Here is a 25,445-nt window from a genome sequence, read left to right as displayed (position 1 = left end):
GCGCGCAAACAGATATGCGAGGGGAGACACAGCTATGAAAACCGCCATCACCGAAATGTTCGGGATCGAGCATCCGATTATCCAGGGCGGCATGCATTATGTCGGCTTCGCCGAGATGGCGGCGGCGGTCTCCAATGCGGGCGGCCTCGGTATAATCACCGGTCTCACGCAGGGCACGCCCGAAAAGCTCGCTAACGAAATCGCGCGCTGCAAGGACATGACCGACAAGCCGTTCGGCGTGAACCTCACCTTCCTGCCGACCGTCAACGCGCCCGACTATCCGGGTCTGGTCAAGGCAATCATCGATGGCGGGGTCAAGGTCGTCGAAACCGCAGGCAACAACCCGCAGCAGGTGCTCCCCTATTTCAAGGAAGCGGGTGTCAAGGTCATCCATAAATGCACCAGCGTGCGTCACGCGCTCAAAGCGCAGTCGATCGGCTGCGATGCGGTGAGTGTCGACGGGTTCGAGTGTGGCGGACACCCGGGCGAAGACGACATCCCGAACTTCATCCTCCTGCCGCGCGCCGCCGATGAACTCGAAATCCCGTTCGTTTCCTCGGGCGGGATGGCCGACGGGCGCAGCCTTGTCGCATCGCTTGCGATGGGTGCGGAGGGTATGAACATGGGCACCCGCTTCATCGCCACCAAGGAAGCGCCGGTGCACGAGAACGTGAAGGCCGCGATCGTCGCAGCCTCCGAGCTCGACACCCGCCTTGTCATGCGTCCGCTGCGCAACACCGAGCGGGTGATGACCAACGACGCGGTCGAGGAACTGCTCAAGATCGAGAAGGAAAAGGGCGACGACCTCAAATTCGAGGACATCATCGAACAGGTCGCCGGCGTCTATCCGCGGATCATGATGGAAGGCGATATGGACGCAGGCGCGTGGTCGTGCGGCATGGTCGCCGGGCTCATCAACGACATCCCGACCTGCCAGGAACTGATCGACCGGATCATGAGCGAGGCAGAAGACATCCTCGCGCGCATGAACGCGATGGCGAACGCCTGATCGGTGTTTGGGGCGGGGGCTTAGCTGCCCTCGCCGCCCTGCTCGACCCGCGTGTAGGGGATGAAGTCCTCGAAGAAGACCGCGCCGGTGAACATGCCGAACGCACGATCGGCGGTCGTCACCATATCGAGCTTGCAGATCTGGCTCGGGTTGAAGCGGCGCGAGACGAGGATGTCGTCGCGGTCGATGTCTTCGGGGTTCTTGGTGCGCTGGACATAGATCGTCTTGCCGCTGCCATAGACATAGGCGGTCTCGTCGATCACCCGCAGGCGCTCGTTGAGCCGGGTGCGGATGCACCGCTGCGGCTCTCCGGCAACGCGGCCTTCGAGCATTTCGGCGAGCTGCTTCTCACCCTTGGTCATCTCGGTCTGGTCATCGCCCTTGTGATCGTCTGCGGCGGCCGGCTGGCCGGCGACGAGAGCGAGTGCAGCGGTCGCACCGGCACAGGCAAGCGCAAATCGGGACTTGGACAGAATTGCTGTGGTGGACATGGGGTATTCTCCTCTGGAGTCGGGAGAGATACAGCATATCACGCCTGAACGCGGCCTGACCACACTTGGCCACTCATTGGCGCACGCTCTGCCGAGGTCAGCGATGGCCCGGATCGCCGCCCTCGGAAATGTCGGGCAGGGTCGACTGGTCGACGCCGTCAGCTGGGCCGCCCTTCAACACGAAGCGCCGGTCGCAATAGCCGCAATCGACATAGCCGTGCTCGTCGATCTCGAGATAGATGCGCGGATGGCCGAGCGCGGCAGGACGATAGCTGTCGCCGCCGCGGATGCCGCTGGCGCCATCGCAGCTGACACGTCTCGTCTCGACCAGCAGGACTTCGGGTGGAGGTATGCTCATGCCCGATGCGAATAATCGCAGGGGGCGGCGAATTCAATTGCTGTTTGCGCTGACCGGATCGGCACAATAGGGCGAGCCTCATGGTAACCGAACCGGCAATCCGCATCGACAACCTCGTCAAGCGCTACGAAGCGCCCAAGGGCGCGAAGGGCGAAGGCAAGCTGGCCTTGAAGGGCGTGAGCTTCGACGTGCCGCAGGGATCGATCTTCGGCCTGCTGGGCCCCAACGGCGCGGGTAAATCGACGCTGATCAACATCCTTGCCGGACTGGTGAACAAGACGGGCGGCTCGGCGGAGATCTGGGGCTTCGATATCGACCGGCACCGCCGCAACGCCAGCCGCGCGATCGGGATCGTGCCGCAGGAGATCGTGTTCGACCCGTTCTTCACGCCCTATGAGGTGCTCGAGAACCAAGGCGGGTTCTACGGTATCCCCGCCGCCGAACGGCGCAGCGAGGACCTGCTCGAAGCGGTGCGGCTTTCCGACAAGCGCGATGCCTATGCCCGCACGCTGTCGGGCGGGATGAAGCGGCGGTTGCTGGTGGCCAAGGCGATGGTCCATTCGCCGCCGATCCTGGTGCTCGACGAGCCGACCGCCGGAGTCGATGTCGAATTGCGGCGCCAGCTGTGGGAGCTCGTGACCGAGATGAACCGCGAGGGCGTGACCGTGGTGCTGACCACGCACTACCTCGAAGAGGCCGAGGAACTGTGCGATGAAATCGCGATCATCAATCACGGGAAACTGATCGCGCACAAACCCACGCGCGAACTGATCGAAATGGCGCGCGAGAAGATCGTACGGGTCGAAACCGAGAGCGACATCGCCGAGACACCGGCGCATGAAGCGTTTTCGAAGGTCGAGCTGCTCGATCCGCGCGCACTCGAAGTGACGTATGACAAGGACCGGATGAGCGCAGGGCAGGTGCTCGCGATCCTGCAGGAACAGGGGCTGACGATCGAGGACGTGACTACGCGCGAGGCGGATCTCGAAGATGTGTTCGTCCAGCTGACGGGGACGGGGTGACCGCCGATAGGCGCGGCCTATCCCGCTTTATCGGTGGTCCAGACCTGCTCGAGGCTTCCGATACACTGCTGCATTTCCGCGACTGCCGTGTCTCGCAGGGCTCCTTCGAATGCCACCGTGTATGGTCTTGCCGATCCGCTCTCCGGCACGAGCGTAAGCGCTCTCGCGTCTTCGAGGTCGCTGAAGTCCAGCATCAGACTGTCGAGATAGGCGCTGTAGCGCCACGCAACGCTCCCATCGGTCATCGGCAACTCGTCCTTCGAGAAAGTCGCCGAGAATGCCTCCGCCGCGCTATCGCGTGTCACGGTCAGCGTGAAATCGTCGAAGCCGAGCCGGCCCATGTCGGGACCGATGATTATAAGCTGGTTTGTGAAACGCGAACTTCCGGCCAGCATGGCGAATCCGTCGCCCACACGGTTGTTCCAGTTAAGTATGCAGGCCGCGGGGAGCTTTCGCACCCGCGCATCGGCCTCGCCAACCGCCTGTTGCCAGACCGTGCCTGGAATGTCTTTTCTATCCTGTGCCTGGGCGCTTGGTGCCGCGGCGGCGCTCGAAACGCACAGGGCGAGCGCCAATGTCTTTGCGAGCCTATCGAACATTTTCAAAATCGGTCCTCCTGCTGGTTGCCCACCCTTGGTAGACCCGGAGCAATGCGATTGGCGAGAGAGGCTTTCCACATCGAACCTCTGCGGTGGTCTTGCGAGCTTTGCGCGGAGCAAAGTGGCGCATTGCCGAATGCGAGTCTATGTGCGCAGCGCAGCCTTACCCGGTCAGGAGACCGCCAGCGCGGCTCGCTCTTGCCCTGATGCCGATTGCGCGCCATTGCGCTGGCTATGGGAGAAACGACACAAGATCACGACGTCCTCGTCATCGGCTCGGGAGCGGCCGGGCTGACCGCCGCGCTTGAGCTCGCCGAGCACAAGCGCGTGCTGGTGCTGGCCAAGGGATCGCTCACCGGCGGTTCGACCGCGTGGGCGCAGGGTGGGATCGCTGCGGTGCTCGATGCGGGCGACACGTTCGACAACCATATCCGCGATACCATGGTCGCAGGCGCGGGGCTGAACGACCGCGCGGCGGTCGAATTCGTAATCGAAGGCGCGCCCAAGGCGATCGACCGGCTGTGCGAATTGGGCGTCCCGTTCAACCGCGAAAGCGGCGATCTGCACCTCACCCGCGAAGGCGGTCACTCGCACCGGCGGATCGTGCATGTCGACGATGCGACCGGCTGGGCGGTGCAATCGGCGCTGCTCAAGGCGGCCGAGGCCAATCCCAACATCACCCTGCTGCCGCACCGCACCTGCATCGACTTCATCACCGATCGCCACCGCGAGCAGTTCTCCGCCGCCGGCCGGGTGTGGGGCGCCTATGCGCTCAACGAGGAGACCGGGCGGGTCGAACGCCATGTCGCGCGCGCAACCGTGTTGGCGGCGGGCGGCGCCGGGCGCTGCTACCTGTTTTCGACCGCGCCGCGCGGCGCGACCGGCGATGGGATCGCGATGGCCTGGCGGGCCGGGGCGCGCGTCTCCAACATGGAAATGATGCAGTTCCACCCGACCTGCCTCTACAATCTCGAGGTCAAGAACTTCCTCATCACCGAGGCGGTGCGCGGCGAAGGCGGGCGGCTGTTCAACCCCGCCACCGGCGAGCGCTATATGGAAAAATACGATCCCGAGCGGATGGAGCTCGCCCCCCGCGACATCGTCGCACGCGCAAACGACGACCAGATCAAGCGCCACGGTCTCGATTACGTCCATCTCGATATCAGCCACCAGCCGGCGGAGTTCGTGAAGGAGCACTTTCCGACGATCCACGAGAAGCTGACGAGCCTCGGCATCGACATGACCAAGGAGCCGATCCCGGTGGTGCCCGCGCAGCACTACACTTGCGGCGGGGTTGTGGTGGACCTCAAGGCGCGCACCGACCTGCCCGGCCTGTGGGCCGCGGGCGAGTGCACCGAAAGCGGGCTGCACGGCGCGAACCGGCTTGCGTCGAATTCGCTGCTCGAATGTTTCGTGTTCGGAGAGGCGGCGGCGGACGACATCCTCGCTCGCTGGGACACGCTCGAGGAGCCGCCCGCGATCCTGCCGTGGGACGAAAGCCGCGTGACCGATTCCGACGAAGAGGTCGTCATCAAGCAGAACTGGACCGAAATCCGCCGCTTCATGTGGAACTATGTCGGGATCGTGCGCACGACCAAACGGCTCGAACGCGCCAAGCACCGCATCGAACTGCTCAAGCAGGAGGTCGAGGATTATTACGGCTCGTTCCGCGTCACCACCGACCTGATCGAACTCAGGAACCTTCTCCAGTCCGCCGAACTGATCGTGAAAAGCGCGCTCGCCCGCAAGGAAAGCCGCGGGCTGCACTACACGATGGACTATCCCGAAACCCTCGAGGAAGCGCGCGATACGGTGCTGGTGCCGTGAGTCGCCTGCACACCGAAATCCACGCGATCGAGCGGATCGGCTGGCTGCGCGCGGCGGTGCTTGGCGCGAATGACGGGATCGTCTCGACCGCGAGCCTGATGGTCGGCGTCGCCGGGGCGGCGGCGGACAAGCCCGAAGTGATCATCGCAGGCGTTGCTGGGCTCGCGGCCGGCGCGCTGTCGATGGCGGCGGGCGAATATGTCTCGGTCAGCTCGCAATCGGACACGGAATCCGCCGACCTCGCGCGCGAGCGACACGAGCTCGCGACCCAGCCCGAGGCCGAACTGGCCGAGCTGACGGCGATCTACGAGGACCGCGGCCTGTCGAGCGAGCTCGCGCGGCAGGTGGCGGAAGAACTGACCGCGCACGATGCGCTGGCGACGCATGCCCGCGACGAATTGGCGATTTCCGACCTCACCCGTGCGCGCCCCTTGCAGGCCGCGCTCGCTTCGGCGGGGACTTTTGCGGTCGGCGCGGGCCTGCCCTTGCTGGTCGGCGTGCTCGTCCCGCTGTCGCAGCTGACGCTTGCCGTGGTCGCGACTTCGCTGCTCGCACTCGCCGTGCTTGGAGCACTCGCGGCGCGGGCGGGCGGCGCTCCCATAGCGCGCCCGGTCGCCCGCGTGGTCTTCTGGGGCGCGCTGGCGATGGCAGTGACCTTCGGCGTGGGTAGCCTGTTCGGCACGGTCGCGGCCTAGCCTGCCAGTCATACGCGCTTCAGGATCGGCGTGGGATAGGTCTCGAGACTGTTGGATTGTCCGAAAGGTTCCGAGTGACAAACAAGCCATGGATCGCCGCCAGCGTGCTGGCTCTTTGGGCGGTCGCTCCGCTCGCCGCGCAATCTCCCGAACAGGCCGCACCGACGACCAACCAGATCGTCGTCACCGCACAGCGTTCCGGTGCGCCGATGTGGACCATCGACACCGACACCGGAACCGTGATCCTCGTTGGCGAAATCCGCGCGGTGCCCAAATCGACGCCCTGGCAACCCGACCGCCTGAAGGAGGCGACGGGAGAGGCGAACCGCGTGATCCTGCGAGCCGCGCCGAAATTCTCACCCGGCGACGTCTTGCGGCTGATCTTTCGCGGTGGGCGCTTCACCAGGCTGCCGGACAAGGGTGTCGCTGCCGATTATCTCAGCATCGAGCAGCGCGCCCGCCTCGCCAAGCTCGAGGCGCAATACGATATCGACTACGACCGCCGCAGCTTCCTGATGACCGGCTTCGACCTGCTCGCCCGCAGGCTCGATTTCGATGACGAGACCATCGACGATGCGACCGATGTCGTGCGCAAGGCCGCGAACAGGGCCGATGTGCCGATCACCCGGCCCGAACGGTTTCGCGGCGAGGACCTGCTCGACAATCTCGCCGAAGCGGACCCGCGCGATCACATCCCCTGCCTCGAAGCGGCGATGAGTGCGACCGAGGCCGGGCAGCCGATCATCGAGCGGCGCGGCAACGACTGGCGCAGGTTCGATATCCCTACGGTGATGGAAAATCCGCTCGAGATCGCGCTCGGCACCTGCTGGCCGTGGGCGGACGACGAGCTTGGCGAGGAAATCCGGACGCAATGGACTGCAATGATCGAGGACGCCGCCGGAGCGGAGGGCGTCACGCTTGCCGTCGTGCCCTTGCGAGTGCTGGCGGAAACAGGCGGCGTGCTTGACCAGCTTGATGCACGCGGCTTTGTAATCGGCGGACCCGACTGGCGGGCGAAGGATACCACGGCGCGGCAATGAGCGAACGGCTTGGGCAAAGCGTGCCGACTTGTTGCCGAGTCGGCGCTGTGCGGTGCGATTTTCCTCCGTCGCACAAGGTCTAGTGTCGCGTTCTTACAACTTTTGGAAGGGAGGGCCGACAGGGGCGAATTCGAATTTTCCAGACCTCCCAAACGCTTGCCCTCGGGTTAGCCGGGGTAAGGCAAAATGCCCTCAAATCGCCACGATTCGATGACACTCATATGACGGGCAGAAGAGGCGGTTCCGCAGGCCGTATGCCCGGATCGACCTCAAATTTCCTCGCTTGAGAATACTAGGTCGCGAGAAAAATCTGCGAAGGTCTTTGTGGCCGATCATCCAACCATGAATGGAGAGGATGACGCCATGAATACGAATACGAAAATTCCCGCCCTGTTTGTCCGGCGCGCAATCGGTGCCGCGATCCTGTTGGCCGTTCCGGCAGGAGCGCTGGCCTCGGGTGACGGCGACGATATCATCGTCCGGTCGCAACCGGCCATGGACAAATGGCAGGCCGAAACGACTCAGGACCTGAGCCGCTACCTGCGTGGTGGACCCGTCTCTTCACGAGCGCGTCCCAACAACGCGATCGTCCAGGTCAGCTTTTCGGTGGACGAAGAGGGCAAGCCAGAGAATGTCGCGCTCTTCCAAAGCGGCGGCAACTGGGCTGCCAATCACATGGCGTTGCGCGCCGTGCGGAGACTCAAGAACCTCAGTGAGGTGCCAGTATCCAATCCGCGCGAGGTCGAATTCCTCGCCAACATCATCTTTGCCGACACCGATGATCATTATGAGCGGCTTTCCGCCCGACTGGAACAGTCGGAGAGCGAGCGGATCGCATCGAGCGGCAGGGCGCGGACCTATATCGCCCTGCGCAACTAGGCGGCCGGTGACCGCCGAATGAGTGACCCTGCATCCCGTTTCGTCCGAAATATCGGGCGAGAACTCCAGCGTCGCGATCACTGAGCTGCTGCGGAGACTAAGGTGACGCGGCGCTGGAGGTTGCAGGGTCTCACTCGTCAACGCTGGTCGAGCCGTGTTTGCAGTTTATCGTCTCTCGCAGACCTTGCAGCGAAATATATGACCGCTTGTCGATGCAAGATTGAAACAATCGTGCAAAATGGCAATCTCTCAATCGACGCGGCGGGCAACCCCGAAACGACTGCGACACCCGCTCGCCGCGTCTGATCGACCGACAGAGCCACTGCACGAGTGATAGGGACTGGTGCTCGGCGCGACTGGTCACTTGCGATCGATCGTCTTCAGTTTCTCAGGAGAGGATGATCCGATGACGACACGTACGAAATTCACCAAGACCCCCCTTGCCCTGGGCGCGCTTGCCGCCGCCCTCGCGCTGCCGCTTACCGTCCCGGTATCGGCCGGCGAGAAGACCAGCGCGGAGAATGCGCCGATCGTGGTCCGCTCGCAGGCCGCAATGGAGCAATGGCAGAAGGAAACCACCAAAGATCTGAATCGGGCGCTCGCCCGCGATCCGACAAGCCGCAAGGTGCGGCCCAACAATTCGATCGTGGAGGTCGCTTTCGAGCTTGGTTATGATGGCAAGGCGGAAAATATCCGGATTGTCGACGGCAATGGCAATTGGTCGGCGCGCCGTGCCGCCAAGGCCGCCGTACGCTCGCTCGGCACATTGGACGATGTCCCGGTCCGCAATCCCGAAGGCACGCGCTTCCTTGCCGCAATCGTCTTTGCCGACGACAGGGAGATTCACGAGAAGCTCACAGCGAAGGTCGCACAATCGCGCGAACAGCGCTTCGCTTCGATGGCAGAGGACGATCGCCCGATCCTGCTTGGCGGATAGAACTTAGCCCCTGCCCGCCAGCACCGGCCCCTCATGCGCTTCCCCGAGTCTGCATGAGGGGCTGAGCGCGCCGCTCCCCACCCGCCTCCAGTCCCTTAATAGGCGGTGCGGGTTGCGGCGCGTTTTTCGTTGAGGCATGCAAAGCGCGAGCAATCCAGCCAGGGGACCGCACGAGACATGCCCACCATCACCACGCCCAACACCGGGATCGAGCTGTTTTACGACGAGGCCGGCAACGCCAATGACGAGCCGATCCTGCTCGTGATGGGGCTCGGCGCGCAGATGATCCTGTGGCCCGACGAATTCGTCGAGGCGCTCGTCGGGCACGGTTACCGCGTGATCCGTTACGACAATCGCGACATCGGGCTGTCGCAGAAGATGGAAGGCGCGAAGGCACCGGGCCTCAAGATGCAGGTGCTGCGCAAGCTGATCGGCTTCCCCGCCAAGGTGCCCTACAAACTCGCCGACATGGCCGCCGATGGTATCGGCCTGCTCGATGCGCTGACGATCGACCGTGCGCATGTCGTCGGCGCTTCGATGGGCGGGATGATCGCGCAGCTGATGGCGATCAACCACCGCGAGAAGCTGCATTCGATGACCTCGATCATGTCGACCACCGGCCACCCGAAGCTGCCGCAGGCGGAAAAGCACGCGATGGACGCGCTGATCGCACCGCTGCCTTCGCTGGAGGAGGATGACCTCGTCGCGCACGGCATCAATATCCAGAAGAGCATCGGCAGCCCGGGCTTCCCGCCCGATCCCGAGCGCCAGCGCGAGCGCGTGCGCCAGGCGGTGCGCCGCAGCGTGCATCCGGCGGGATTGCCGCGCCAGCTTGCGGCTATCATCGACGACGGCGACCGGCGCGAACGGCTGAAATCGGTCACAACGCCCACATTGGTGCTGCACGGCGAAGACGATCCGCTGGTGAAGCTCGAAGCCGGCAAGGATACCGCCGCGCATATTCCGGGGGCAAAACTGGTCACGATTCCCGGCTGGGGCCACGACATCCCGGTCGAACTGATCGACCGTGTCGCGAACGAAATTGCCGACCACGCCGCGAGCGTGAAGGCTCGGGCCTAGTCGCTAACCCTCCAGCGCGGTGAGCGAGCGCGCGAGGTTGGCACGCGCCTGTCGCTCGAACCGCTCCTGCCCCCATGGGGTGAAATAGAGCCGCTCGCGCTGGGCGAAGTGGCGCAGCACCTTTGCGCGTCCGGTTCGGAACGCATCGTCTGCAACGTGGGCGTACTCGCGCCGGATCTGCTCCTCGTAGATGTCGAAACGACCGGGCGGCGCGCCGAGGATGCCGAGGTCCATGTCGAGGAAGTGCGCGCAATCCTCCAGCGCAATGCCGGTGAGATCGCCGGGCAGCTGGTGCCCTGCGGTCGCTTCGATCATGCGCCGCGCGAGGGCGAGGCTTTCGGGCGACAGCGGCGGGTCGGTGGCCACCAGCAGAGCGGCGCTGCGGCGCTCGTTATCCTTAGCACGCGGATCGTAGATCGCATCGTGGAACAGGATCGCAAAGAGAACCGCACTCCGATCATGGATTCGATCCCCTGCGGCCTCGCAATGGCCGAGCAGCGCTTCGACATGCGACCAGTCGTGATAGTGGCGCTGCGGTTCGGCATGCCGGCGCCGGAGATCGTCGAGGATCGCCGGAGGGACGGCGTCGAGCATGCGGGCTCGCCAAGCGGAAGACATGGCCGTGCCGGTCGCGGGGTCGGCATTTGGGGGACAGGTCATCGAAGGCTCTCCCTGTGCCGCCCGGTGGTGCACGAACTTGCCTGCCCGGGCAACAAAGATGCGAGCCGAGGGCAGAATGATTCACGCGTTGATTCGGATGATTCAATCACCACATTTTTCTTCACAGATTCATTTTGGGGCTTGCGCGGTGGCCGACTCAAGCTTTCTCCACGCGTCGCTGCACTGCAACATGGATTTTCGCGCGGTCGTCGCAATCGATCATGGTTAATCACCCGTTGACGCGGAATCGCTGCTGATTCATTATCTAGTGGTTCGGTTCGCATCGGACCCCCAAGCTTTGGTGAATCCGTTCGCTCCCTGCGGGGCGCGGCTAGGGAAGGATTCGCTTCGGAGAAGGGGTTTGCGGATCGATTCGAAGCCGTCGGCGGATAAGCCTGTGGGCCACCCTGTGGCCATTATGTGGGCAACCCTGTCGACGGATCGGTAAAGAACAGAATTGGAACATCGCAGGCCAAAAGTGGTATGACGCGGTGCTCCGATTCGGGGGACACGAACGGGGCAGTAATGGAATTCAAATCAAGCGATGGCGTGCCGGTGGAAAATACAGGCGATATGATGACCGATGCCGATACCGGCGCGGCCCCCGGCACTGAGAAGTCCGGCGCAAAAGAAAAGAAGAAAGCCGTGAGCATGGACAAGAGCGACAAGGGCAGCGAAGAGCTGATCGCCGAAAAGGCCGGCGAAGCGCTGGCCAATGCCGCCAAGAGCGCGGCGCAGAAGGACGACAGCAAGAAGGTCAACGACCGCCGGTTCGATATCACGATCGACGAATCGCGCGACGCCAACCTGACCGAATTCGGCAAGGAAACGCTGACCGACCGCTATCTGCTGCCCGGTGAAAAGTACCAGGATCTGTTTGCGCGCGTCGCCGATGCTTATGCCGACGACCAGGAGCACGCGCAGCGGCTCTACGATTACATTTCGAACCTGTGGTTCATGCCCGCGACCCCGGTGCTGTCGAACGGCGGCACCAATCGCGGCCTGCCGATTTCATGCTATCTCAACTCGGTGTCCGACAGCCTCGACGGCATCGTCGGCACCTGGAACGAGAACGTGTGGCTCGCCTCCAAGGGCGGCGGGATCGGTACCTATTGGGGCAATGTCCGCGGTATCGGCGAGCCGGTCGGCCTCAACGGCAAGACCAGCGGCATCATTCCGTTCGTCCGCGTCATGGATTCGCTCACTCTCGCGATTTCGCAAGGGTCGCTGCGGCGCGGCTCGGCAGCATGCTATCTCGACGTCTCGCACCCGGAAATCGAGGAATTCCTCGAAATCCGCAAACCCAGCGGAGACTTCAACCGCAAGGCGCTGAACCTCCACCACGGCGTGCTGCTGACCGACGAGTTCATGGAAGCGGTGCGCGACGGCGCCGAGTTCGAGCTCAAATCACCCAAGACCGGCGAAGTGCGCGCCACCGTCGATGCGCGCTCGCTGTTCCAGAAACTGGTCGAAACCCGCCTCGCCACCGGCGAGCCCTACATCGTGTTCAACGACACGGTGAACCGCATGATGCCCAAGCATCACCGCGAACTCGGCCTCAAGGTCTCGACCTCGAACCTGTGCTCCGAAATCACCCTGCCGACCGGGATCGACCACCTCGGCAACGATCGCACCGCGGTATGCTGCCTTTCCTCGCTCAACCTCGAAAAGTGGGACGAGTGGTCGACCGACAAGCAGTTCATCGAGGACGTCATGCGCTTCCTCGACAACGTCCTGCAGGATTACATCGACCGCGCGCCCGACGAAATGGCCCGCGCCAAATATTCGGCCGAGCGCGAGCGTTCGGTCGGTCTCGGCGTGATGGGCTTCCACTCCTTCCTGCAGTCGAAGGGGCTGGGCTTCGAAAGCGCGATGGCCAAGGCGTTGAACCTGAAAATGTTCAAGCACATCCAGGCCAAGGCCTCCGAAGCCTCGATGCTGCTCGCGCAGGAGCGGGGCCCGTGTCCCGACGCCGCCGAAATGGGCGCGATGGAGCGATTCAGCTGCAAGATGGCGATCGCGCCGACCGCGTCGATTTCGATCATTTGCGGCGGCACCAGCGCCTGCATCGAGCCGATCCCGGCCAACATCTACACGCACAAGACGCTGTCGGGATCGTTCATCGTCAAGAACCCGTATCTCGAAAAACTGCTCGACAAGAAGTCGAAGAATTCGACCAATGTCTGGAACTCGATTCTCGAGCGCGGCGGCTCGGTCCAGCATCTCGACTTCCTCACCGACGAGGAAAAGGCGAGCTTCAAGACCAGCTTCGAAATCGACCAGCGCTGGCTGCTCGAATTCGCAGCCGACCGCGCGCCCTATATCGACCAGGCGCAGTCGCTGAACCTGTTCATCCCGGCCGATGTCGACAAGTGGGACCTGATGATGCTGCACTTCCAGGCGTGGGAGAAGGGCATCAAGTCGCTCTATTACCTCCGCTCGAAATCGGTGCAGCGCGCCGGTTTCGCCGGCGGGGTCGAGGCCGACAACACCACCGACGCAGCGAAATACGAACTCGCCGCGGGCGCGCCCGAGCAGACCGATTACGAGGAATGCCTGAGCTGCCAGTAACCGGAGGATAGGGCGGTGATCGCGACCATACCCACGATTGCCGTCCTGCTCTTCGCGGCTTTCTTCCTCAATTCGCAATCCAAGAAGACCGGCGATCCGCAACGCGCAAAGGCGCTGTTATCGATCTCCGCCGTGTTTGTGGTGATCGCTTTCGTCCTCGCGATCATCGTCGGGGTGGAAGTCGTCCAGGAATATATCCTCGTCTGACGGGCGCTGATCGGGCTTTTACGAGGTTTTAAGCAGACTTGCGTTAGAGCCGCGCACGTTATGCGCACCCGCAAGAATCAACGACGCTCGATCACGCTTCCCGGTCGCTACATGACCAGTCTGGGCACCCCGGAAGACGTCGTGCTGACCGATCTTTCGGTCGGTGGCTGCCGCTTTGCGATGGGCTCGCGCAAGCTCACCCTGGGTACGCCGCTGCAGATCTATGTCGCCGGTTCCGGTCCGCACCGCGCGGTGATCAAATGGGTCGACAAGGGCGAAGTCGGCGTAACCTTCTCAACCCCGCTATCCGAAAGCGAATTCGAGACCTTCCAGGGCAGCCACGTCCCCGATCTCGCGGCGCAGGGCATGCCGGGCGATTTCGAGCCCCTGACCGACACGCGCCCGCAGCGTTTCTGCTGAACCCTCGCGCGGCTCTCGCGCAACGGCAGCGACTGTGCCATACTCCCCGCCGGGAAAGACGGGAGGATTTGACACAATGACATTCGTGCTGTGGATCGGAATCATAGGAACAGTGATCGCGCTGGCTTTCGCCGCCAACGCCATCCGCAACCTGCGCATCAGCCCGTTCGGCCATGTCGCCAACGCCTCGCGCATCCACATCCCGATGGCGATCGCCTTCGTGCCGCTGTTGTGGATGATCGTCGCGATCAAATCGCTGTGAGCACAGCCACCCGCATTGCCACCGCCTGCGCGCTTGCGTTGTTGGTCTCCGCCTGCGCGAGCCAGATCGATGCGGGCGTCTCAACCGGTGAGGACGTGCCCGGCTTCTGGTGGGGCCTGTGGCATGGGTTCATCTTTCCGTGGAGCTGGATCGGATCGCTGTTCAGCCCGGATATCGCAGTCTACGCCGTACCCAACACCGGCGGCTGGTACGATTTCGGTTTCTTTCTCGGGATCACCGTTCTCGGCGGCGGGAGCGTCTTCGGCTCGAAAAGCCGGAAGAAAGGCTGACCCGCCTCGCCATGTAGGAAGGGTGCCGCGCCGCGCTTAGGCCGACCGGCGCTCGACCTTTTCGCACTCGATGATCTCGACCCGGTGCCGCCCGTTGCGCTTGGCGTTGTAGAGCGCGACATCGGCCATCTCGATCAGGTCTTCGCGCAGAGCCGCACCGTCCTCCTCGTCGAGAGCATGCATGATCGGTTCGCTGAGCCCGATCCCGATCGAGGCGGTGACGAGCGGGCGCAGGTCTCCATCGCTCAGCGGGCCGGCCGGAACCAGCAGGCTGGCGATGGCCAGCCGCGTCCGTTCGGCCATCTCGATCGTCTCGCCTGCCTGAACCTCGTGAAATGCAACAACGAACTCCTCTCCACCGAACCGTCCGACGATGCCTTCGGCCTTGGCGAACACGTCCTCGATCGCCTGCGCGACCATCCTCAGGCACGTGTCTCCCGCCTGGTGGCCGTGGGTGTCGTTGAATTGCTTGAAGTGGTCGAGATCGATCATCAGCACCGCCGCGCGGCCGATCGGGACGGTGCCCGAGGGATCGGCCTTCGCCGCGGTGACCTTTGCGATGAGCTTTGCGAACACCCGCTCGAAGCCGCGCCGGTTGAGGCTGCCGGTCAGCGGATCGCGTTCCGAAAGCTGGCGCAGCAGCTGGTTGCTATGCTCTAGCGCCTCGCGCGTCGCCTCCTCGCGCAAATCCTTGAGGAAGCCCTGCGCGTCGATGTTCCAGTAATTCGTCGCCACCGCAACGGACGTGCCGCCGACCAGCAGTGCGAATGCCAGATGCAGCGTGGCGGCCATCGGCTCGAGCGGGTTCGGCCACAGTGCGACGAGGCCGGTGAACAGGGTGTACGCGACCATGAACCTGCGCAGCTCGCGCGGGGTGAAAGGCAGCGCGATGCAGGCAATGCCCAGCAGGAAGGTTGCCGCCATCACATAGCGGGTCATCACCGCCTCGCTGCCGAAGGTCGCGAGATGCATCGCGATCATGCCGAAGCTGACGATCGACGCCCCCATGGCGATCTTCGCCAGTCCCAGCCTTTGCCGCGCCAGCAGGTAGAGGCCGATGACCGTGAGCGGTACGACGGTCACCAGCCGCCAGCCGAGCGCGATTTCGAACAGGTCCGGCAGCACCAGCAGGTCCCACAGCAGGGTGAAGGCGGCCACCACCGCGCCGAGGATCAGCTGGAACCGCACCAGCTGCGCCGTGCGCGGAGCCGTGCGGCGGGTATGTTCCGCCCTGAGCGTTTCGGACCAATGGTCGTACGACAGATCGTCTTCGAGCGCGCGTTCGGCCTCCGCATATTCGCGAGCCGGTTCGAGGGGGAGGGCTTCCTGCATTTCCCGCCCGGGTTAATTTCGAGCCCTTAAGCAACTGCTAATACAGGGAAAAGCCCGTATTTCCGCGGGTTGTAATGGTTAACATTTTGGGGCCGGAAATTGCGGACTCGCGAATCCCTCCGGAATTGTTGCGCGGCGAGCAATCAACCACATTGCACGGTGCGCAAGCGCACTCGGTTCGACTCGGAAAAAGCACAGCTTATCCCCGCCGAATCATCCCCTCTTGCCTTCGAATCTGCCGCATGATTCCCTATATGAGTCGTTCACGCCAAACAAAGGGACCACAACATGTCGTTGCTCGAAGCCAGAAAGACCTACAAGCCCTTCGAATATCCTTGGGCTTACGATTTCTGGAAACGCCAGCAGCAGATCCACTGGATGCCCGAGGAGGTCCCTCTGGGCGAGGATTGCCGCGACTGGGCGCAGAAGATCACCGAGCACGAGCGCAACCTGCTCACCCAGATCTTCCGCTTCTTCACCCAGGCGGATGTCGAGGTGCAGGATTGCTACCACGACAAATACGGCCGCGTGTTCAAGCCGACCGAGATCAAGATGATGCTCACCGCCTTCTCCAACATGGAGACGGTGCACATCGCGGCGTACAGCCACCTGCTCGACACGATCGGCATGCCCGAAAGCGAATATTCCGCCTTCCTCGAATATGAAGAGATGAAGGACAAGCACGATTACATGCAGCAATTCAGCGTCGACACCGACGAGGATATTGCCCGCACGCTCGCCATGTTCGGCGGCTTCACCGAAGGGCTGCAGCTGTTCGCGAGCTTCGCGATGCTGATGAACTTCCCGCGCTTCAACAAGATGAAGGGCATGGGCCAGATCGTCAGCTGGTCGGTGCGCGACGAAAGCCTCCACTGCGAAGGCATCATCAAGATGTTCCACACCTTCTGCGAGGAGCGCGGCTGCCTGACCAAGGCGGTGAAGGAAGACATCATCGATGTCTGCCAGAAGACCGTGCGGCTGGAAGATGCCTTCATCGATCTCGCCTTCGAGATGGGCCCGGTCAACGGGATGAGCCCGAAGGAGATCAAGAAGTACATCCGCTACATCGCCGACTGGCGGCTGGGCCAGCTCGGCCTGCAGCCGATCTATATGATCGACGAGCACCCGCTGCCGTGGCTCGCCCCGCTGCTCAACGGCGTGGAGCACGCCAACTTCTTCGAAACCCGCGCGACCGAATATTCGAAGGGCGCGACCAAGGGCAACTGGAACGAAGTGTGGTCGAGCTTCGACAAGCGCCAGAAGGCGAAAGCCGTCAACGAAGACGGCGAGGGCGAAGACGGTCCGGACATGTTCGGAGCGGTTGAAGCGGCGGAGTAATGCCAGCGGATGCGCCTGTATTAGAACAGAGTGATCTTCCGGGATCGTCATCCGACAGCCAGGGCCGATCCTTGTCCGAGATATTTGCAGACGTGATCGCTTTTGACGAGGCATTTGATTTTTTGGGCCTCGCAGCCTTCGTCATAGCGTTCAGCATAGTTGCCTACTCGGCATACAAATTCTTGTTCGACCAGGTATTCAGGCAAAGAGTCCTATCTGTAATTGGCGGTCTGGCTCTCTCACTTTCATACTTTGCTGAAGCATTTTTCTCTGTCGGTTCAAGATCCATCCGGCCTCCCGGGCGGATGGATTTTGAAGAGTGGTTATCCCAGATTGATGAACGAGAACGGGCGCTTACCGCAAGTCGCAGTCCCCTCAGTGAAGCATCGGAGGCGGAGATTGTTGACCTTTTCAGGCAGTCGTTGGACGATAATTTATCAGATCAAATCCGAGATCAAATTGATCAAGTCATAGAGACTAGGTCCGAGCAAAAGATTGATCGCGAAATCGAAAAGAGTCTGTGGTCAGCTAGAGTAAGAATTGAAAGCTTTTCGTCATCGATCTCCGCGAGGGGTATCGTAAGTCTGCTATTCGGTATTGCAGCTGCCGTTGGCGCGCTTCTGGTTTTGCGTGACCTTACGACGAATTTCGAACCAGCTCTAGTATCGGAATTAAATTACAACACGGTTATCTTTATTTTGATTAGCCGTGTTTCACTTGCTATCTTTATAACCTTCATCTCGTATTTCTTTCTCTCTCTGTATAGGAGGAGTCTCGAAGATGTTCATGTGTATCAAGCTGAACTCACTAACATTGACGCATGGCTAGCGGCCATCGCTATCGCAAAATCCCGGGAGGACGAGGCACTAGGCGCGTTCATCGCCTGCAAACTGATGGAGACTGATAGGCAAATTGAGGTAAACCCAACGAAAGAGACAGGCAGCACGAGAAAGGATGATGTCAAGCTAAGCGCTGAAATTCTAAAGGACATCGTTTCAAAAATTAAGTGAGGGCTCGCGCCAAACTTGCCTCAGACTTGGTTTTCTTGATTAGGCCTGTTCTCGCTTGACTTTCGCCTGAGCAATTCTTGCGGCGCTATCTTTGAGAGCTCTTGACCCCACCCTGCAACCACCGCGAATACCAGACATGCGGTTGCTCCATAAAGCGCCAGCTGGACTCGTTCAGGTTCCCGACCCAACTCCCAAACCGGAGGCTTGTCTCCCCATCCCCTACTGGCTCCACCGCAAACCAGCTCGCGGTGTTCGTCTCCTTCGACAGCAGCAAAGCCTCGTCTCTTGTCTGCGCTCCCGCTTCGCTGCTTGAGCGCGCCTCCCGCCGCTCCACCAGCTTCCACGCGCCGAAGCTCTCGGCCTCGCCCTGCGCCAGCGCGCGGGCGTCGGCGCTTCGGGCCGGTGTGCCCAGCGCCGCCAGCACCACCCGCTCGGGCAGGAACGCCGCGCTGCAATAGAACCGCTCGATGAACTCGGGCAGTGTGACCTCGCCCGGCACTATCCGCTCGAAGCAGTCGCGGTAATCCTTCGGCGTGCCGTATTCGGCGAGCAGGCTGCCCTCGGGCACGGCGCATGCGGTCACTCGGCTGCCGATCATGCGGCCAACCTCACCGCCCGCCGAGCTCGACGATCATCAGCGGCATCAGCCCGAACGCCACCTGCCCGGCAAATCCGAACAGCCCCGGCGGGGTCGCGAGGCTGGCGAGCCACGCCATCGGACTTCCGCCCATCACCGCCGTCAGCGCGATCTCGGCCACCATCAGCAGCGCGAAAGCGAGCGCGCCCATCGTCAGCGCCGCGCCGGTGCTCGCGATCCCGAACCGGCGAACCAGCCAGCGCGCCGCCAGAAAGCTCGCGCCGACCATCACCGGCACTTCGAGCGCGAGGAAGGTCGCCTCGCCCAGCGCCTCCGCACCCCACATCACTCGCAGCGTGCCGAGCACGAAGCCCAATGCGAACACCACCGCCCAATAGGCGGCCCCCGCCGCGATGGCGGAGCCTTGGCCGGATACGATGCGCTTGTCCGTCATGGGTGCGAGCATAGTGCCGCCGACCGCACTTGACCAAGGCACACCCGCACCGTCACGAAAACATCATGAAAAACAAAGGTTTTTCGAAGCCTCGCTAACCAAATCTTCATTGAGTTCGCCTACGGTTGCTTCCGTACCCCAAGCAAGGGAATCGCGCACAATGTTCTTCGCCAAGGCACTCGCAGGCTGTTTAGCGGTCATCTTCGGCGGCTTCTACTTTCTGGGCTTCTTCGACGGCGAGGCCGAGGTCGAACGCGCGGTCGAGAATATGCGGCAAGCCGAAGCCGCCGACAACGCTCGCCCGGATTCGCAATGGGGTCCGCAATGCGCCAGCTTGCGCGACAAGCTGATGGGCGTCGATGAAGGCGGCGCGCCGATGGCCCTCTCGGAGGACAACGCGCTCCAGGGCATTGCCAAGCTCAACGCGATCGAACGCAAGCTGCGCGAGGCCGGCTGCGATATCGACAAGGCCCCAGGCGCGTTCAGTCCCTTCGCTCCAGCCGACAAGCAAGCCCCCTTCCGCGAAGTCAAAAACCGGATGAACGGCGACGAGGTGGACGGCAGCGAATGGGGCGGCGATCCGAACGCCTTCAACGAAGGCGGTTCGGACGATTGGGGACGCTAATCGGCGCAATGCGGCGCGTAACCGCCGGATATTGACCCACATCAAAGACCGCGCCCGCGCCGCGCCCTAATCCTCTCCGCACACACACGAAGGAGAGCCCCTCAATGTCCCAGCACACGCCCAACGAACTGACCGAGATCTTGAAGCGCGACCGCGACTTGCTCACCCGGTTGAAGGCCGAGGACAAGCACTATGCGCGCCTCGCCGACGCGTATCACGAGGTGAACCGCGAGGTGCACCGGATCGAGGCCGAGACCGAGGCGGCGAGCGACGAGCGTACCGAGCAGCTGAAGAAGAAACGCCTCGGCCTGCTCGACGAGATCAGTGCGATCGTGAACAAGGCCCGCGCGGCGGCCTGAGAGGTCGTGCCGCCGGGGGATCGGGCGGCACACATGAGAGCAGCGCCATAGGTGCCATCGCCGCGATGGGGCGCTGCTCTCTCCAGTTTCCCCTTGGCCCGCGCCGGGCCAATGCCATAGGTTCGGCCCGAACAGGGGGAGACACCGACCATGACCATCCGACCGCCGCGCGCCGGAACCGCCATCGCCGCTGCGCTTGTGTTTGCCGCGCTGGGGCCGTCGCCGCTGCTTGCCGGCTCGCAGGAAGCCGAAGAGGCCGCCGCGCAGGAGTCGACGCCCGCCGATCAGGTGCTGTCGATCTATGTCGACGGGATCGAATGCCTGAACGAGTGCCTGCCGCTGGCGAAAAGCCTCGAAAAGGCCTTCGCGGACGAGGAAGCGCGCAAGGAGGAGTATGACGAACCGATCGGGCGGCTCGGCTTTGCGTGGGAGGTGAACGGGCAGGACGCGATCATCACCAATGCGCGGGTGAAGACCTATGAGGTTATCGGCCAGGGCAAGGACGATCCCGAACGGCAGGTGGTGACCGCCTATTTCGACAATTTCGACCAGCCGCAGGTGCTCGACTACTATTTCGTGCGCGAGGACGGGCGCTGGGCGCTCGAGGAAGTGGTCTCGGTGACGCCCGGGCGCGAATGGGTGCTGAGCCTGATGCTGCGCTACGGCTTCTACGGGCACGAAGGCGAGGCGGAGGTCGAAAGCGAGGGGAACTGAGCCGCTCGCGCGTTTCCTACTCGTCCATGTGCCGCTAGGTTTGGCGGATGCGCGCTAACCCGAACGTGCTTAAGCCTGATCGCCGGGCGCTTTTTTGCGCTGGCAACGTGTCAACTTCGCAATTTCGCGACAAGCCATTCAAAAATGGCGGAAAATCGGCAGAAATGCCGGGTGACACGGTGTCAACTTCGTCAATTTTGCCGCCGGTGATCAGCGCGAGCCGATGCCGAAATCCATCGAGTCCACCCGTGCGGCGTCGCTCTTGGCGGTCTCCACCGCATCGCGGGTTTCGCTGGCGGAGCGGGCCATGTCGGCTTCGTCCATCTGGTCCATCAGCGTGGCGGTATCGAGCCACTGGCTGCCCTTGGTGATGCGGCCGTCCTCGCCGAATTCCCACAGGTCGAACAATTCCATCTCGAAGATGTCGCCGCCCTTGAAACGCAGGACGACGCGCCAGTGCACCGCCGCGCGGTTCTCCTCGACGGTGGCGGATTCCATCCGGCGGTCGAGCAGGTCGAGCTGCGCGAACAGGTCCTTGCCGGCTTCCTCCGGATTGGTGGTCTTGCCGCCCGGGAAGGTCATGGTGGTGCTGCCGTCGCCGACGAAGCGGAATTCGGCATGCGGCGCGAGCACTTCGGGAAACTGCGAGAAGTCCCCGGTGGCGCGGCCCTTGTAAAGCGTCTCGATCTTGGCGAGCATGTCGTCACGGTTCATCGCTGTATCCCCCTGTTGCTGCGAGTCGATACGGGGAGGATACCACGAACCCGCGCAGCGCGAGCCGGTATTTGCGGCCACCGTTTGACGCACGTCAAAGACCCTGCTCCCGGCGACGCCTAACCTGCTGTCCATCAATTCAGGAGAAAAGCCTCATGCCCGACAGTCCCATCGCATTTCCCGCCGCAGCCGTGCTCGCGCTGGCAGTCGCGGCCTGCAGTGGCGAAGAAGAGCAGAAGACCTATGAAGTCGGCGCCGAAGATGTTGGCGGCGGCGAACTGATCGCCCGCGAGGCCGATCCGGACGAAGTCGAGGTCGACCTGCCCGAAACGCCGATGACCCCCGTGCCCGAAGGCGACGCCGAAAGCGAGGCGGTAACCAATGGCGAGACGGAGTAGCGGATGTGGTCTGCAGCCTCCTGCCGTTAAGGTCAAAATCGGCTTAACAATCAGGAGCTTTTCTGCCCCGCGATAAGGTTTTGTTTACACCCCGAACAGATAACGCGGGTGGTTAACACAGGGGCAGGGGTTTCTACGTGAGTTTTGTCAAAGGTCTCGGCGGTTGCATGCTCGGTTTCCTGGGCGGGATGATGGTCCTGGTGCTTGTGATGCCGGAAGAAGTCGTCGCCGAAACTGTCGACAGCGCCGCTCCGGTTGAAACAGGCGAGCCCTTCGTGCGTGTGGAGATCCAGCGCTGAGGCGCGCTTGACGCAAATCAATGACCGCGCCGGCGGGCTGCGCCTAGTTTCCCTTCACGCAAACGAAGGGGAGAACCGCCGCCATGCCCGTGCAAACACCGACAGATTTCGATGAAATGCCGCCCGGAAACACCGCCGGGGGGCTTGAAGACCAGTTTCCCTATGACGCGGAGATGCTGCACCGCCTGCGATTGGGCGATGCGTATTTCTGCAATCTCGCGGCTCGATACCACGCGCTGAACCGCGCGATCCATCGCTTCGAAACCGAAGTCGAGCGGTGCAGCGCATTCCATGTCGAGAGACTGAAGACGCAGCGGCTCAAGCTGCTCGACGAAATCACCGCGATCCTGGAGCAGGCCGAACAGCGGCTGGTCGCGCCCTAGTCCCAGCCCCAGGCCGGGGGAGGCGGTTCGACCGGCTGTGACAGATCGAATTCGACGCGGAAGAAACGTTCCTCGGGCGCGCCGCCTTCGACCGTGCGCCTCAACTGATAGGCGAAAACCCCTTCGGTTTTGTCCGCAGGATCGACTTCGATGCTCCACACGTTTGTGACCGATGCGGTCAAGCCTTCGCGTTCGAACAACGCAACGCTATCGGCATCGACGGGAAAGTCCTGCCGACGCGCAGTCCCTTCGGCAGCCAGGGCATCGCCCAGATGCGTGCTTCCACCATACATGGTTACGGCATCGCTGGCTCCGTCCGCGTGCCGGTGGTCATGTTTCAGCTGGATCGAACCGGTAACGCCTTCTGTCCCGGGCATGGCAACGGTGGACCGCGTCAGGACCCACGTGCGCGACCGATCCCATTCGCCGCCGAGCTTTACATGGAACGGAATGGCGATGCGGTCGTCCGAACATTCGCGCACATGCATCACCATGTCGGCATTCTGGAAATCGGCATCGGCGTCGTCGTCGCTGGCGAGCGTGCCCGCATAGGCGTTTCCGCAATGGCTCGACAATGCCGCCCAGAACCGGTCCTGCGGGTCTGGCGAAGGCTCGGGTCCAGCCTGATCGTTGCACGCCGACAGGGCGAGCGATGCAACACATGCGAGCGAAGCGAGAGATCGTATCTGCATGGCTCAGCCCTAACCCAGGCGCAATCATTCTCCAACTCGCTGCGAAGCGCTTGCGGCGAGGCATGCTGATGCTCCCGCGCCGCTTTCCGAAGCCGCGCGATGCGGCTATGCACCGACAAAGGGGCGCGTTGGGGGAGTAATCACGACATGACAGAGGTACTACCGGGGCGCGCTCGCAGCCTCGAGGAATACGGCGCAATGATGGGGCGCGCGCACGAAGGCGAACGTCCCAATCACCGGCCTTACGAACCGCAAGACGGTGACGTCTTCATCACCAGCTGGGCCAAGAGCGGCACCACGCTGATGCAGCAGATGTTCCACCAGCTGCGCACCGGCGGGCACATGGATTTCGACGATATCAGCCGGATGACCCCGTGGGACGATGTCGCCTACATGCTCGATTTCGACATGACAGCGCCGCAGGTCGCCGCCCCGCGCGGGTTCAAGTCGCACCGCGAATACGAGCGGCTTCCGGAAGGCAAGCGCTACGTCGTGACCCTGCGCGACCCCAAGGAGACCTTCATCTCCTTTTACCGCTTCATCAACGGCTGGCATCTCGAACCCGGTTCGGTTGCGCTCGAAGACTTCCTGCCGTTCTGGATGGGCGGCGGGCCGGGCGGGTGCGACTATTACACCCACGTGCTGAGCTGGTATGCGCGGCGGGCCGAGCCCGACAGTCTGGTGATGAACTATCGCTGGGTGGTGAAGAATAAACCCGCTGCGATCGCGCGGCTGGCCGATCTGATCGATGTCGAGCTGACGCCCGAACTCGAGGCGCTGGTGCTGGAGCGCACCACGCGCGAATTCATGCATGCGCACAAGGACAAATTCGACGACGCGATGGTCTGCCGCGTGCTCGAGGAGAAGTGCGGCATCCCCGAAGCGAGCGATTCGACCAAGGTGCAGTCATCGGGGAGTTCGGCAAGCGAAGTGCCGCCATCGATCGCCGCAGAGATCGACGCGATGTGGGCCGAGCGCGTCGCGCCGGTGACCGGCCACGCAGACTTCGCTGCGCTCGCCGCCGAAGTCGATGCGCTGGCGGAGTAGCCCGCCGGTCGCTCCTCAGAACAACAGCGTCTTGGGATCCGGCATCGGCTCGTGCTTCTGCGCCTTGACGAGGCTCATCACGCTGCGCACGCCGACCCAGATCGCGGGCAGGATCAGCAGCGGGATACCGATGATCGTCACGAACAGGACTACCGAGGCGATCAGCCCGATCCAGAACGTCCGGATCAGGTAGGAGAAGTGCGAGGCCGCCCAGTTATCCGCGTTCTCGCCCTGCCAGACATGCGCAAGCACGACCCCGACCAGGCCCGAAATTCCGGTCAGGAAGCTGCCGAGATAAAGCAGGCTGATGATGGTCGGTTGGTTGAAATCGAAACCGTTGCTTGGTGCCGGTTCATTCATGGCTGATCCCCCTTGCCGCTAAAATATGTGCCCGATCAGTGTATTCGAGCTGCGCCAGAGAGCAAGCCCCCGCCTCTCACCCGTGTCTAGCCGCACCAGTCGACGGGCGCGCTGCCCCAGCCGCTGTCCGAGGCAAGGCCGCGTTCGATCATGGTTTCGGCGAGATACTCCCGGCTGCCATCGGCCAATTTTCGGCGAACCTCTCGCAGTTCGCGGCCATATTGATCGCGCGGAGGCTCCGCCGCCCCGTTCCATTCGAACGGACCGCGCCCGAGCCATTCGTGCAGCGCCTGCCGCGCTTCGAGCGCCCGCGTGTTCTCGGCGGGGCATGCTCCCTCCATTTCCGGCGCATCGTATCCGGTCAGGCGGATGCGGCGGCGGGCACTGCCATTGCCGAGCACGAGCGTGTCGCCATCGACCACGCAGCCTTGCGCCCCCGACCACGGCTCACCGCACAGCGCAAAGCTGTCGGTTACAGGCACCCAGCCCTGCTCATGAGCGTAAGGGCGATAAAGGAACCACCACGCCGCGCTGACGATCGCGATGAGCACAGGCACGCGCCACAGCATCCACCAGTTGGCCAGCCTGCCGCGTCGGCGCGGCGCACGTTTGAATCGGGGTGGTCGGGGGGCGGCCATCGGACGACGAGCCTATCAGGCCCGGTCGCGATGCCAAGATGGAACGGGCGATCAGGACCGAGGGGTCTTGCGCCGGTCCTCAGCATCCCGGCGGTCGCCTTTGCGCCGATCCTCTCCTTCGAACGGTTCTTCTGATTTCCGGCGATCGCCTTCGCGTC

Annotated in this window: 33 protein-coding genes; 22 read left to right on the top strand and 11 right to left on the bottom strand. The window is 62.8% G+C overall.

Annotated elements, in window-relative coordinates; all coding sequences use genetic code 11:
• Nucleotides 1-34: 34 nt before the first annotated feature.
• Nucleotides 35-1,009, top strand: a complete 975-nt coding sequence (locus ACI5KX_RS00445) for an NAD(P)H-dependent flavin oxidoreductase (RefSeq protein ID WP_406808711.1) — start codon at nucleotides 35-37, stop codon at nucleotides 1,007-1,009.
• A gap of 20 nt (nucleotides 1,010-1,029) precedes the next feature.
• On the opposite strand, the gene ACI5KX_RS00440 is transcribed toward ACI5KX_RS00445, so the two are convergent.
• Together ACI5KX_RS00440 and ACI5KX_RS00435 are read right to left on the bottom strand one after the other, a co-directional pair.
• On the bottom strand, nucleotides 1,030-1,500 hold the full coding sequence (locus ACI5KX_RS00440; RefSeq protein ID WP_406808710.1) for a hypothetical protein: 471 nt from the start codon (nucleotides 1,498-1,500) through the stop codon (nucleotides 1,030-1,032).
• A 97-nt stretch (nucleotides 1,501-1,597) separates the two neighbouring features.
• Nucleotides 1,598-1,858 carry a zinc-finger domain-containing protein gene (locus tag ACI5KX_RS00435; RefSeq protein WP_406808709.1) on the bottom strand — a complete coding sequence of 87 codons (261 nt, stop codon included), beginning with the start codon at nucleotides 1,856-1,858 and terminating at the stop codon, nucleotides 1,598-1,600.
• A gap of 80 nt (nucleotides 1,859-1,938) precedes the next feature.
• On the opposite strand from ACI5KX_RS00435, the gene ACI5KX_RS00430 reads away from it, so the two are divergent.
• Nucleotides 1,939-2,880: an ABC transporter ATP-binding protein gene (locus tag ACI5KX_RS00430; protein ID WP_406808708.1), complete on the top strand. Its 942-nt coding sequence runs from the start codon at nucleotides 1,939-1,941 to the stop codon at nucleotides 2,878-2,880.
• Between the two features lie 17 nt (nucleotides 2,881-2,897).
• On the opposite strand, the gene ACI5KX_RS00425 is transcribed toward ACI5KX_RS00430, so the two are convergent.
• Complete coding sequence (locus ACI5KX_RS00425; RefSeq protein ID WP_406808707.1) at nucleotides 2,898-3,485, bottom strand: hypothetical protein; 588 nt, start codon at nucleotides 3,483-3,485, stop codon at nucleotides 2,898-2,900.
• A gap of 228 nt (nucleotides 3,486-3,713) precedes the next feature.
• On the opposite strand from ACI5KX_RS00425, the gene nadB reads away from it, so the two are divergent.
• The 6 genes from nadB (at nucleotide 3,714) to ACI5KX_RS00395 (ending at nucleotide 9,937) form a co-directional block, all read left to right on the top strand.
• Nucleotides 3,714-5,306, top strand: coding sequence for an L-aspartate oxidase (gene nadB / locus ACI5KX_RS00420; RefSeq protein ID WP_406808706.1), 1,593 nt, complete (start codon nucleotides 3,714-3,716; stop codon nucleotides 5,304-5,306).
• Nucleotides 5,303-6,001: a VIT family protein gene (locus tag ACI5KX_RS00415; protein ID WP_406808705.1), complete on the top strand. Its 699-nt coding sequence runs from the start codon at nucleotides 5,303-5,305 to the stop codon at nucleotides 5,999-6,001. The genes nadB and ACI5KX_RS00415 overlap by 4 nt, the downstream gene beginning before the upstream one ends.
• A 74-nt stretch (nucleotides 6,002-6,075) precedes the next feature.
• The gene (locus ACI5KX_RS00410) at nucleotides 6,076-7,041 is read left to right on the top strand and encodes a TraB/GumN family protein (RefSeq protein ID WP_406808704.1); all 966 of its coding nucleotides are present in this window, start codon (nucleotides 6,076-6,078) and stop codon (nucleotides 7,039-7,041) included.
• A gap of 363 nt (nucleotides 7,042-7,404) precedes the next feature.
• Nucleotides 7,405-7,920, top strand: coding sequence for an energy transducer TonB (locus tag ACI5KX_RS00405; protein ID WP_406808703.1), 516 nt, complete (start codon nucleotides 7,405-7,407; stop codon nucleotides 7,918-7,920).
• Between the two features lie 406 nt (nucleotides 7,921-8,326).
• Nucleotides 8,327-8,857: a hypothetical protein gene (locus ACI5KX_RS00400; RefSeq protein WP_406808702.1), complete on the top strand. Its 531-nt coding sequence runs from the start codon at nucleotides 8,327-8,329 to the stop codon at nucleotides 8,855-8,857.
• Nucleotides 8,858-9,034: 177 nt separating this feature from the next.
• Nucleotides 9,035-9,937: an alpha/beta fold hydrolase gene (locus ACI5KX_RS00395; RefSeq protein WP_406808701.1), complete on the top strand. Its 903-nt coding sequence runs from the start codon at nucleotides 9,035-9,037 to the stop codon at nucleotides 9,935-9,937.
• Nucleotides 9,938-9,940: 3 nt separating this feature from the next.
• On the opposite strand, the gene ACI5KX_RS00390 is transcribed toward ACI5KX_RS00395, so the two are convergent.
• Complete coding sequence (locus ACI5KX_RS00390) at nucleotides 9,941-10,597, bottom strand: hypothetical protein (protein ID WP_406808700.1); 657 nt, start codon at nucleotides 10,595-10,597, stop codon at nucleotides 9,941-9,943.
• A 525-nt stretch (nucleotides 10,598-11,122) separates the two neighbouring features.
• Here ACI5KX_RS00390 and ACI5KX_RS00385 point away from each other — a divergent pair.
• From ACI5KX_RS00385 to ACI5KX_RS00365, 5 genes are all read left to right on the top strand, one after another.
• Complete coding sequence (locus ACI5KX_RS00385; RefSeq protein ID WP_406808699.1) at nucleotides 11,123-13,168, top strand: ribonucleoside-diphosphate reductase subunit alpha; 2,046 nt, start codon at nucleotides 11,123-11,125, stop codon at nucleotides 13,166-13,168.
• A gap of 15 nt (nucleotides 13,169-13,183) precedes the next feature.
• On the top strand, nucleotides 13,184-13,375 hold the full coding sequence (locus tag ACI5KX_RS00380) for a hypothetical protein (protein ID WP_406808698.1): 192 nt from the start codon (nucleotides 13,184-13,186) through the stop codon (nucleotides 13,373-13,375).
• A 60-nt stretch (nucleotides 13,376-13,435) separates the two neighbouring features.
• Nucleotides 13,436-13,795, top strand: a complete 360-nt coding sequence (locus ACI5KX_RS00375; protein WP_406808697.1) for a PilZ domain-containing protein — start codon at nucleotides 13,436-13,438, stop codon at nucleotides 13,793-13,795.
• A 76-nt stretch (nucleotides 13,796-13,871) separates the two neighbouring features.
• Entirely contained in the window at nucleotides 13,872-14,057 is a 186-nt protein-coding gene (locus ACI5KX_RS00370; protein ID WP_406808696.1) for a hypothetical protein, read from the top strand.
• Nucleotides 14,054-14,347: a hypothetical protein gene (locus tag ACI5KX_RS00365; protein ID WP_406808695.1), complete on the top strand. Its 294-nt coding sequence runs from the start codon at nucleotides 14,054-14,056 to the stop codon at nucleotides 14,345-14,347. Before ACI5KX_RS00370 ends, ACI5KX_RS00365 begins: the two co-directional genes overlap by 4 nt.
• A gap of 36 nt (nucleotides 14,348-14,383) precedes the next feature.
• Here ACI5KX_RS00365 and ACI5KX_RS00360 read toward each other — a convergent pair whose 3' ends face one another.
• Nucleotides 14,384-15,679 (bottom strand): GGDEF domain-containing protein, encoded by a 1,296-nt coding sequence (locus ACI5KX_RS00360; protein ID WP_406808694.1) that lies wholly within the window; start codon nucleotides 15,677-15,679, stop codon nucleotides 14,384-14,386.
• A 288-nt stretch (nucleotides 15,680-15,967) separates the two neighbouring features.
• Here ACI5KX_RS00360 and ACI5KX_RS00355 point away from each other — a divergent pair, with 288 nt between their 5' ends.
• Together ACI5KX_RS00355 and ACI5KX_RS00350 are read left to right on the top strand one after the other, a co-directional pair.
• The gene (locus ACI5KX_RS00355; RefSeq protein ID WP_406808693.1) at nucleotides 15,968-17,017 is read left to right on the top strand and encodes a ribonucleotide-diphosphate reductase subunit beta; all 1,050 of its coding nucleotides are present in this window, start codon (nucleotides 15,968-15,970) and stop codon (nucleotides 17,015-17,017) included.
• Between the two features lie 71 nt (nucleotides 17,018-17,088).
• Nucleotides 17,089-18,027 carry a hypothetical protein gene (locus tag ACI5KX_RS00350; protein ID WP_406808692.1) on the top strand — a complete coding sequence of 313 codons (939 nt, stop codon included), beginning with the start codon at nucleotides 17,089-17,091 and terminating at the stop codon, nucleotides 18,025-18,027.
• Between the two features lie 85 nt (nucleotides 18,028-18,112).
• Here ACI5KX_RS00350 and ACI5KX_RS00345 read toward each other — a convergent pair whose 3' ends face one another.
• The gene (locus ACI5KX_RS00345) at nucleotides 18,113-18,625 is read right to left on the bottom strand and encodes a hypothetical protein (protein ID WP_406808691.1); all 513 of its coding nucleotides are present in this window, start codon (nucleotides 18,623-18,625) and stop codon (nucleotides 18,113-18,115) included.
• Between the two features lie 10 nt (nucleotides 18,626-18,635).
• Entirely contained in the window at nucleotides 18,636-19,058 is a 423-nt protein-coding gene (locus tag ACI5KX_RS00340; protein ID WP_406808690.1) for a hypothetical protein, read from the bottom strand.
• Nucleotides 19,059-19,218: 160 nt separating this feature from the next.
• Between ACI5KX_RS00340 and ACI5KX_RS00335 the strand changes: the two genes are divergently transcribed.
• From ACI5KX_RS00335 to ACI5KX_RS00325, 3 genes are all read left to right on the top strand, one after another.
• A complete protein-coding gene (locus tag ACI5KX_RS00335) occupies nucleotides 19,219-19,683 on the top strand; it encodes a hypothetical protein (protein WP_406808689.1) in 465 nt (154 codons plus the stop codon).
• A gap of 104 nt (nucleotides 19,684-19,787) precedes the next feature.
• Nucleotides 19,788-20,042: a YdcH family protein gene (locus ACI5KX_RS00330; protein WP_406808688.1), complete on the top strand. Its 255-nt coding sequence runs from the start codon at nucleotides 19,788-19,790 to the stop codon at nucleotides 20,040-20,042.
• Nucleotides 20,043-20,192: 150 nt separating this feature from the next.
• Nucleotides 20,193-20,756: a hypothetical protein gene (locus ACI5KX_RS00325; RefSeq protein ID WP_406808687.1), complete on the top strand. Its 564-nt coding sequence runs from the start codon at nucleotides 20,193-20,195 to the stop codon at nucleotides 20,754-20,756.
• A 210-nt stretch (nucleotides 20,757-20,966) separates the two neighbouring features.
• On the opposite strand, the gene ACI5KX_RS00320 is transcribed toward ACI5KX_RS00325, so the two are convergent.
• The gene (locus ACI5KX_RS00320; protein ID WP_406808686.1) at nucleotides 20,967-21,470 is read right to left on the bottom strand and encodes a nuclear transport factor 2 family protein; all 504 of its coding nucleotides are present in this window, start codon (nucleotides 21,468-21,470) and stop codon (nucleotides 20,967-20,969) included.
• A 155-nt stretch (nucleotides 21,471-21,625) separates the two neighbouring features.
• Here ACI5KX_RS00320 and ACI5KX_RS00315 point away from each other — a divergent pair, with 155 nt between their 5' ends.
• From ACI5KX_RS00315 to ACI5KX_RS00305, 3 genes are all read left to right on the top strand, one after another.
• Nucleotides 21,626-21,868: a hypothetical protein gene (locus ACI5KX_RS00315; RefSeq protein ID WP_406808685.1), complete on the top strand. Its 243-nt coding sequence runs from the start codon at nucleotides 21,626-21,628 to the stop codon at nucleotides 21,866-21,868.
• Between the two features lie 137 nt (nucleotides 21,869-22,005).
• Nucleotides 22,006-22,167, top strand: a complete 162-nt coding sequence (locus tag ACI5KX_RS00310; RefSeq protein ID WP_406808684.1) for a hypothetical protein — start codon at nucleotides 22,006-22,008, stop codon at nucleotides 22,165-22,167.
• A gap of 83 nt (nucleotides 22,168-22,250) precedes the next feature.
• Nucleotides 22,251-22,550 (top strand): YdcH family protein, encoded by a 300-nt coding sequence (locus ACI5KX_RS00305; RefSeq protein ID WP_406808683.1) that lies wholly within the window; start codon nucleotides 22,251-22,253, stop codon nucleotides 22,548-22,550.
• Here the strand turns inward: ACI5KX_RS00305 and ACI5KX_RS00300 are convergent.
• The gene (locus tag ACI5KX_RS00300; RefSeq protein WP_406808682.1) at nucleotides 22,547-23,242 is read right to left on the bottom strand and encodes a hypothetical protein; all 696 of its coding nucleotides are present in this window, start codon (nucleotides 23,240-23,242) and stop codon (nucleotides 22,547-22,549) included. The genes ACI5KX_RS00305 and ACI5KX_RS00300 overlap by 4 nt on opposite strands.
• Nucleotides 23,243-23,389: 147 nt before the next feature.
• Between ACI5KX_RS00300 and ACI5KX_RS00295 the strand changes: the two genes are divergently transcribed.
• Nucleotides 23,390-24,289, top strand: a complete 900-nt coding sequence (locus ACI5KX_RS00295; protein ID WP_406808681.1) for a sulfotransferase domain-containing protein — start codon at nucleotides 23,390-23,392, stop codon at nucleotides 24,287-24,289.
• A 15-nt stretch (nucleotides 24,290-24,304) separates the two neighbouring features.
• On the opposite strand, the gene ACI5KX_RS00290 is transcribed toward ACI5KX_RS00295, so the two are convergent.
• Entirely contained in the window at nucleotides 24,305-24,649 is a 345-nt protein-coding gene (locus ACI5KX_RS00290; protein ID WP_406808680.1) for a DUF4870 family protein, read from the bottom strand.
• Nucleotides 24,650-24,735: 86 nt separating this feature from the next.
• Nucleotides 24,736-25,287, bottom strand: a complete 552-nt coding sequence (locus ACI5KX_RS00285) for a thermonuclease family protein (RefSeq protein WP_406808679.1) — start codon at nucleotides 25,285-25,287, stop codon at nucleotides 24,736-24,738.
• Nucleotides 25,288-25,445: the final 158 nt, after the last annotated feature.

Origin of the sequence: Erythrobacter sp. GH1-10 (assembly GCF_045363165.1) — a bacterium.
Taxonomy (GTDB): Bacteria; Pseudomonadota; Alphaproteobacteria; order Sphingomonadales; family Sphingomonadaceae; genus Erythrobacter.
The sequence above is the reverse complement of the archived record's forward strand: the minus strand, read 5'-3'. Positions and strand labels throughout refer to the sequence as shown.

Excerpts from the sequence above, each read along its gene's own strand:
- ACI5KX_RS00445 (WP_406808711.1), top strand. The coding sequence starts at position 35 with ATGAAAACCGCCATCACCGAAATGTTCGGGATCGAGCATCCGATTATC.
- ACI5KX_RS00440 (WP_406808710.1), bottom strand. The coding sequence starts at position 1,500 with ATGTCCACCACAGCAATTCTGTCCAAGTCCCGATTTGCGCTTGCCTGT.
- ACI5KX_RS00435 (WP_406808709.1), bottom strand. The coding sequence starts at position 1,858 with ATGAGCATACCTCCACCCGAAGTCCTGCTGGTCGAGACGAGACGTGTC.
- ACI5KX_RS00430 (WP_406808708.1), top strand. The coding sequence starts at position 1,939 with ATGGTAACCGAACCGGCAATCCGCATCGACAACCTCGTCAAGCGCTAC.
- nadB (WP_406808706.1), top strand. The coding sequence starts at position 3,714 with ATGGGAGAAACGACACAAGATCACGACGTCCTCGTCATCGGCTCGGGA.
- ACI5KX_RS00405 (WP_406808703.1), top strand. The coding sequence starts at position 7,405 with ATGAATACGAATACGAAAATTCCCGCCCTGTTTGTCCGGCGCGCAATC.
- ACI5KX_RS00400 (WP_406808702.1), top strand. The coding sequence starts at position 8,327 with ATGACGACACGTACGAAATTCACCAAGACCCCCCTTGCCCTGGGCGCG.
- ACI5KX_RS00395 (WP_406808701.1), top strand. The coding sequence starts at position 9,035 with ATGCCCACCATCACCACGCCCAACACCGGGATCGAGCTGTTTTACGAC.
- ACI5KX_RS00390 (WP_406808700.1), bottom strand. The coding sequence starts at position 10,597 with ATGACCTGTCCCCCAAATGCCGACCCCGCGACCGGCACGGCCATGTCT.
- ACI5KX_RS00385 (WP_406808699.1), top strand. The coding sequence starts at position 11,123 with ATGGAATTCAAATCAAGCGATGGCGTGCCGGTGGAAAATACAGGCGAT.
- ACI5KX_RS00375 (WP_406808697.1), top strand. The coding sequence starts at position 13,436 with ATGCGCACCCGCAAGAATCAACGACGCTCGATCACGCTTCCCGGTCGC.
- ACI5KX_RS00370 (WP_406808696.1), top strand. The coding sequence starts at position 13,872 with ATGACATTCGTGCTGTGGATCGGAATCATAGGAACAGTGATCGCGCTG.
- ACI5KX_RS00360 (WP_406808694.1), bottom strand. The coding sequence starts at position 15,679 with ATGCAGGAAGCCCTCCCCCTCGAACCGGCTCGCGAATATGCGGAGGCC.
- ACI5KX_RS00355 (WP_406808693.1), top strand. The coding sequence starts at position 15,968 with ATGTCGTTGCTCGAAGCCAGAAAGACCTACAAGCCCTTCGAATATCCT.
- ACI5KX_RS00345 (WP_406808691.1), bottom strand. The coding sequence starts at position 18,625 with ATGATCGGCAGCCGAGTGACCGCATGCGCCGTGCCCGAGGGCAGCCTG.
- ACI5KX_RS00340 (WP_406808690.1), bottom strand. The coding sequence starts at position 19,058 with ATGACGGACAAGCGCATCGTATCCGGCCAAGGCTCCGCCATCGCGGCG.
- ACI5KX_RS00335 (WP_406808689.1), top strand. The coding sequence starts at position 19,219 with ATGTTCTTCGCCAAGGCACTCGCAGGCTGTTTAGCGGTCATCTTCGGC.
- ACI5KX_RS00330 (WP_406808688.1), top strand. The coding sequence starts at position 19,788 with ATGTCCCAGCACACGCCCAACGAACTGACCGAGATCTTGAAGCGCGAC.
- ACI5KX_RS00325 (WP_406808687.1), top strand. The coding sequence starts at position 20,193 with ATGACCATCCGACCGCCGCGCGCCGGAACCGCCATCGCCGCTGCGCTT.
- ACI5KX_RS00320 (WP_406808686.1), bottom strand. The coding sequence starts at position 21,470 with ATGAACCGTGACGACATGCTCGCCAAGATCGAGACGCTTTACAAGGGC.
- ACI5KX_RS00315 (WP_406808685.1), top strand. The coding sequence starts at position 21,626 with ATGCCCGACAGTCCCATCGCATTTCCCGCCGCAGCCGTGCTCGCGCTG.
- ACI5KX_RS00305 (WP_406808683.1), top strand. The coding sequence starts at position 22,251 with ATGCCCGTGCAAACACCGACAGATTTCGATGAAATGCCGCCCGGAAAC.
- ACI5KX_RS00300 (WP_406808682.1), bottom strand. The coding sequence starts at position 23,242 with ATGCAGATACGATCTCTCGCTTCGCTCGCATGTGTTGCATCGCTCGCC.
- ACI5KX_RS00295 (WP_406808681.1), top strand. The coding sequence starts at position 23,390 with ATGACAGAGGTACTACCGGGGCGCGCTCGCAGCCTCGAGGAATACGGC.
- ACI5KX_RS00290 (WP_406808680.1), bottom strand. The coding sequence starts at position 24,649 with ATGAATGAACCGGCACCAAGCAACGGTTTCGATTTCAACCAACCGACC.
- ACI5KX_RS00285 (WP_406808679.1), bottom strand. The coding sequence starts at position 25,287 with ATGGCCGCCCCCCGACCACCCCGATTCAAACGTGCGCCGCGCCGACGC.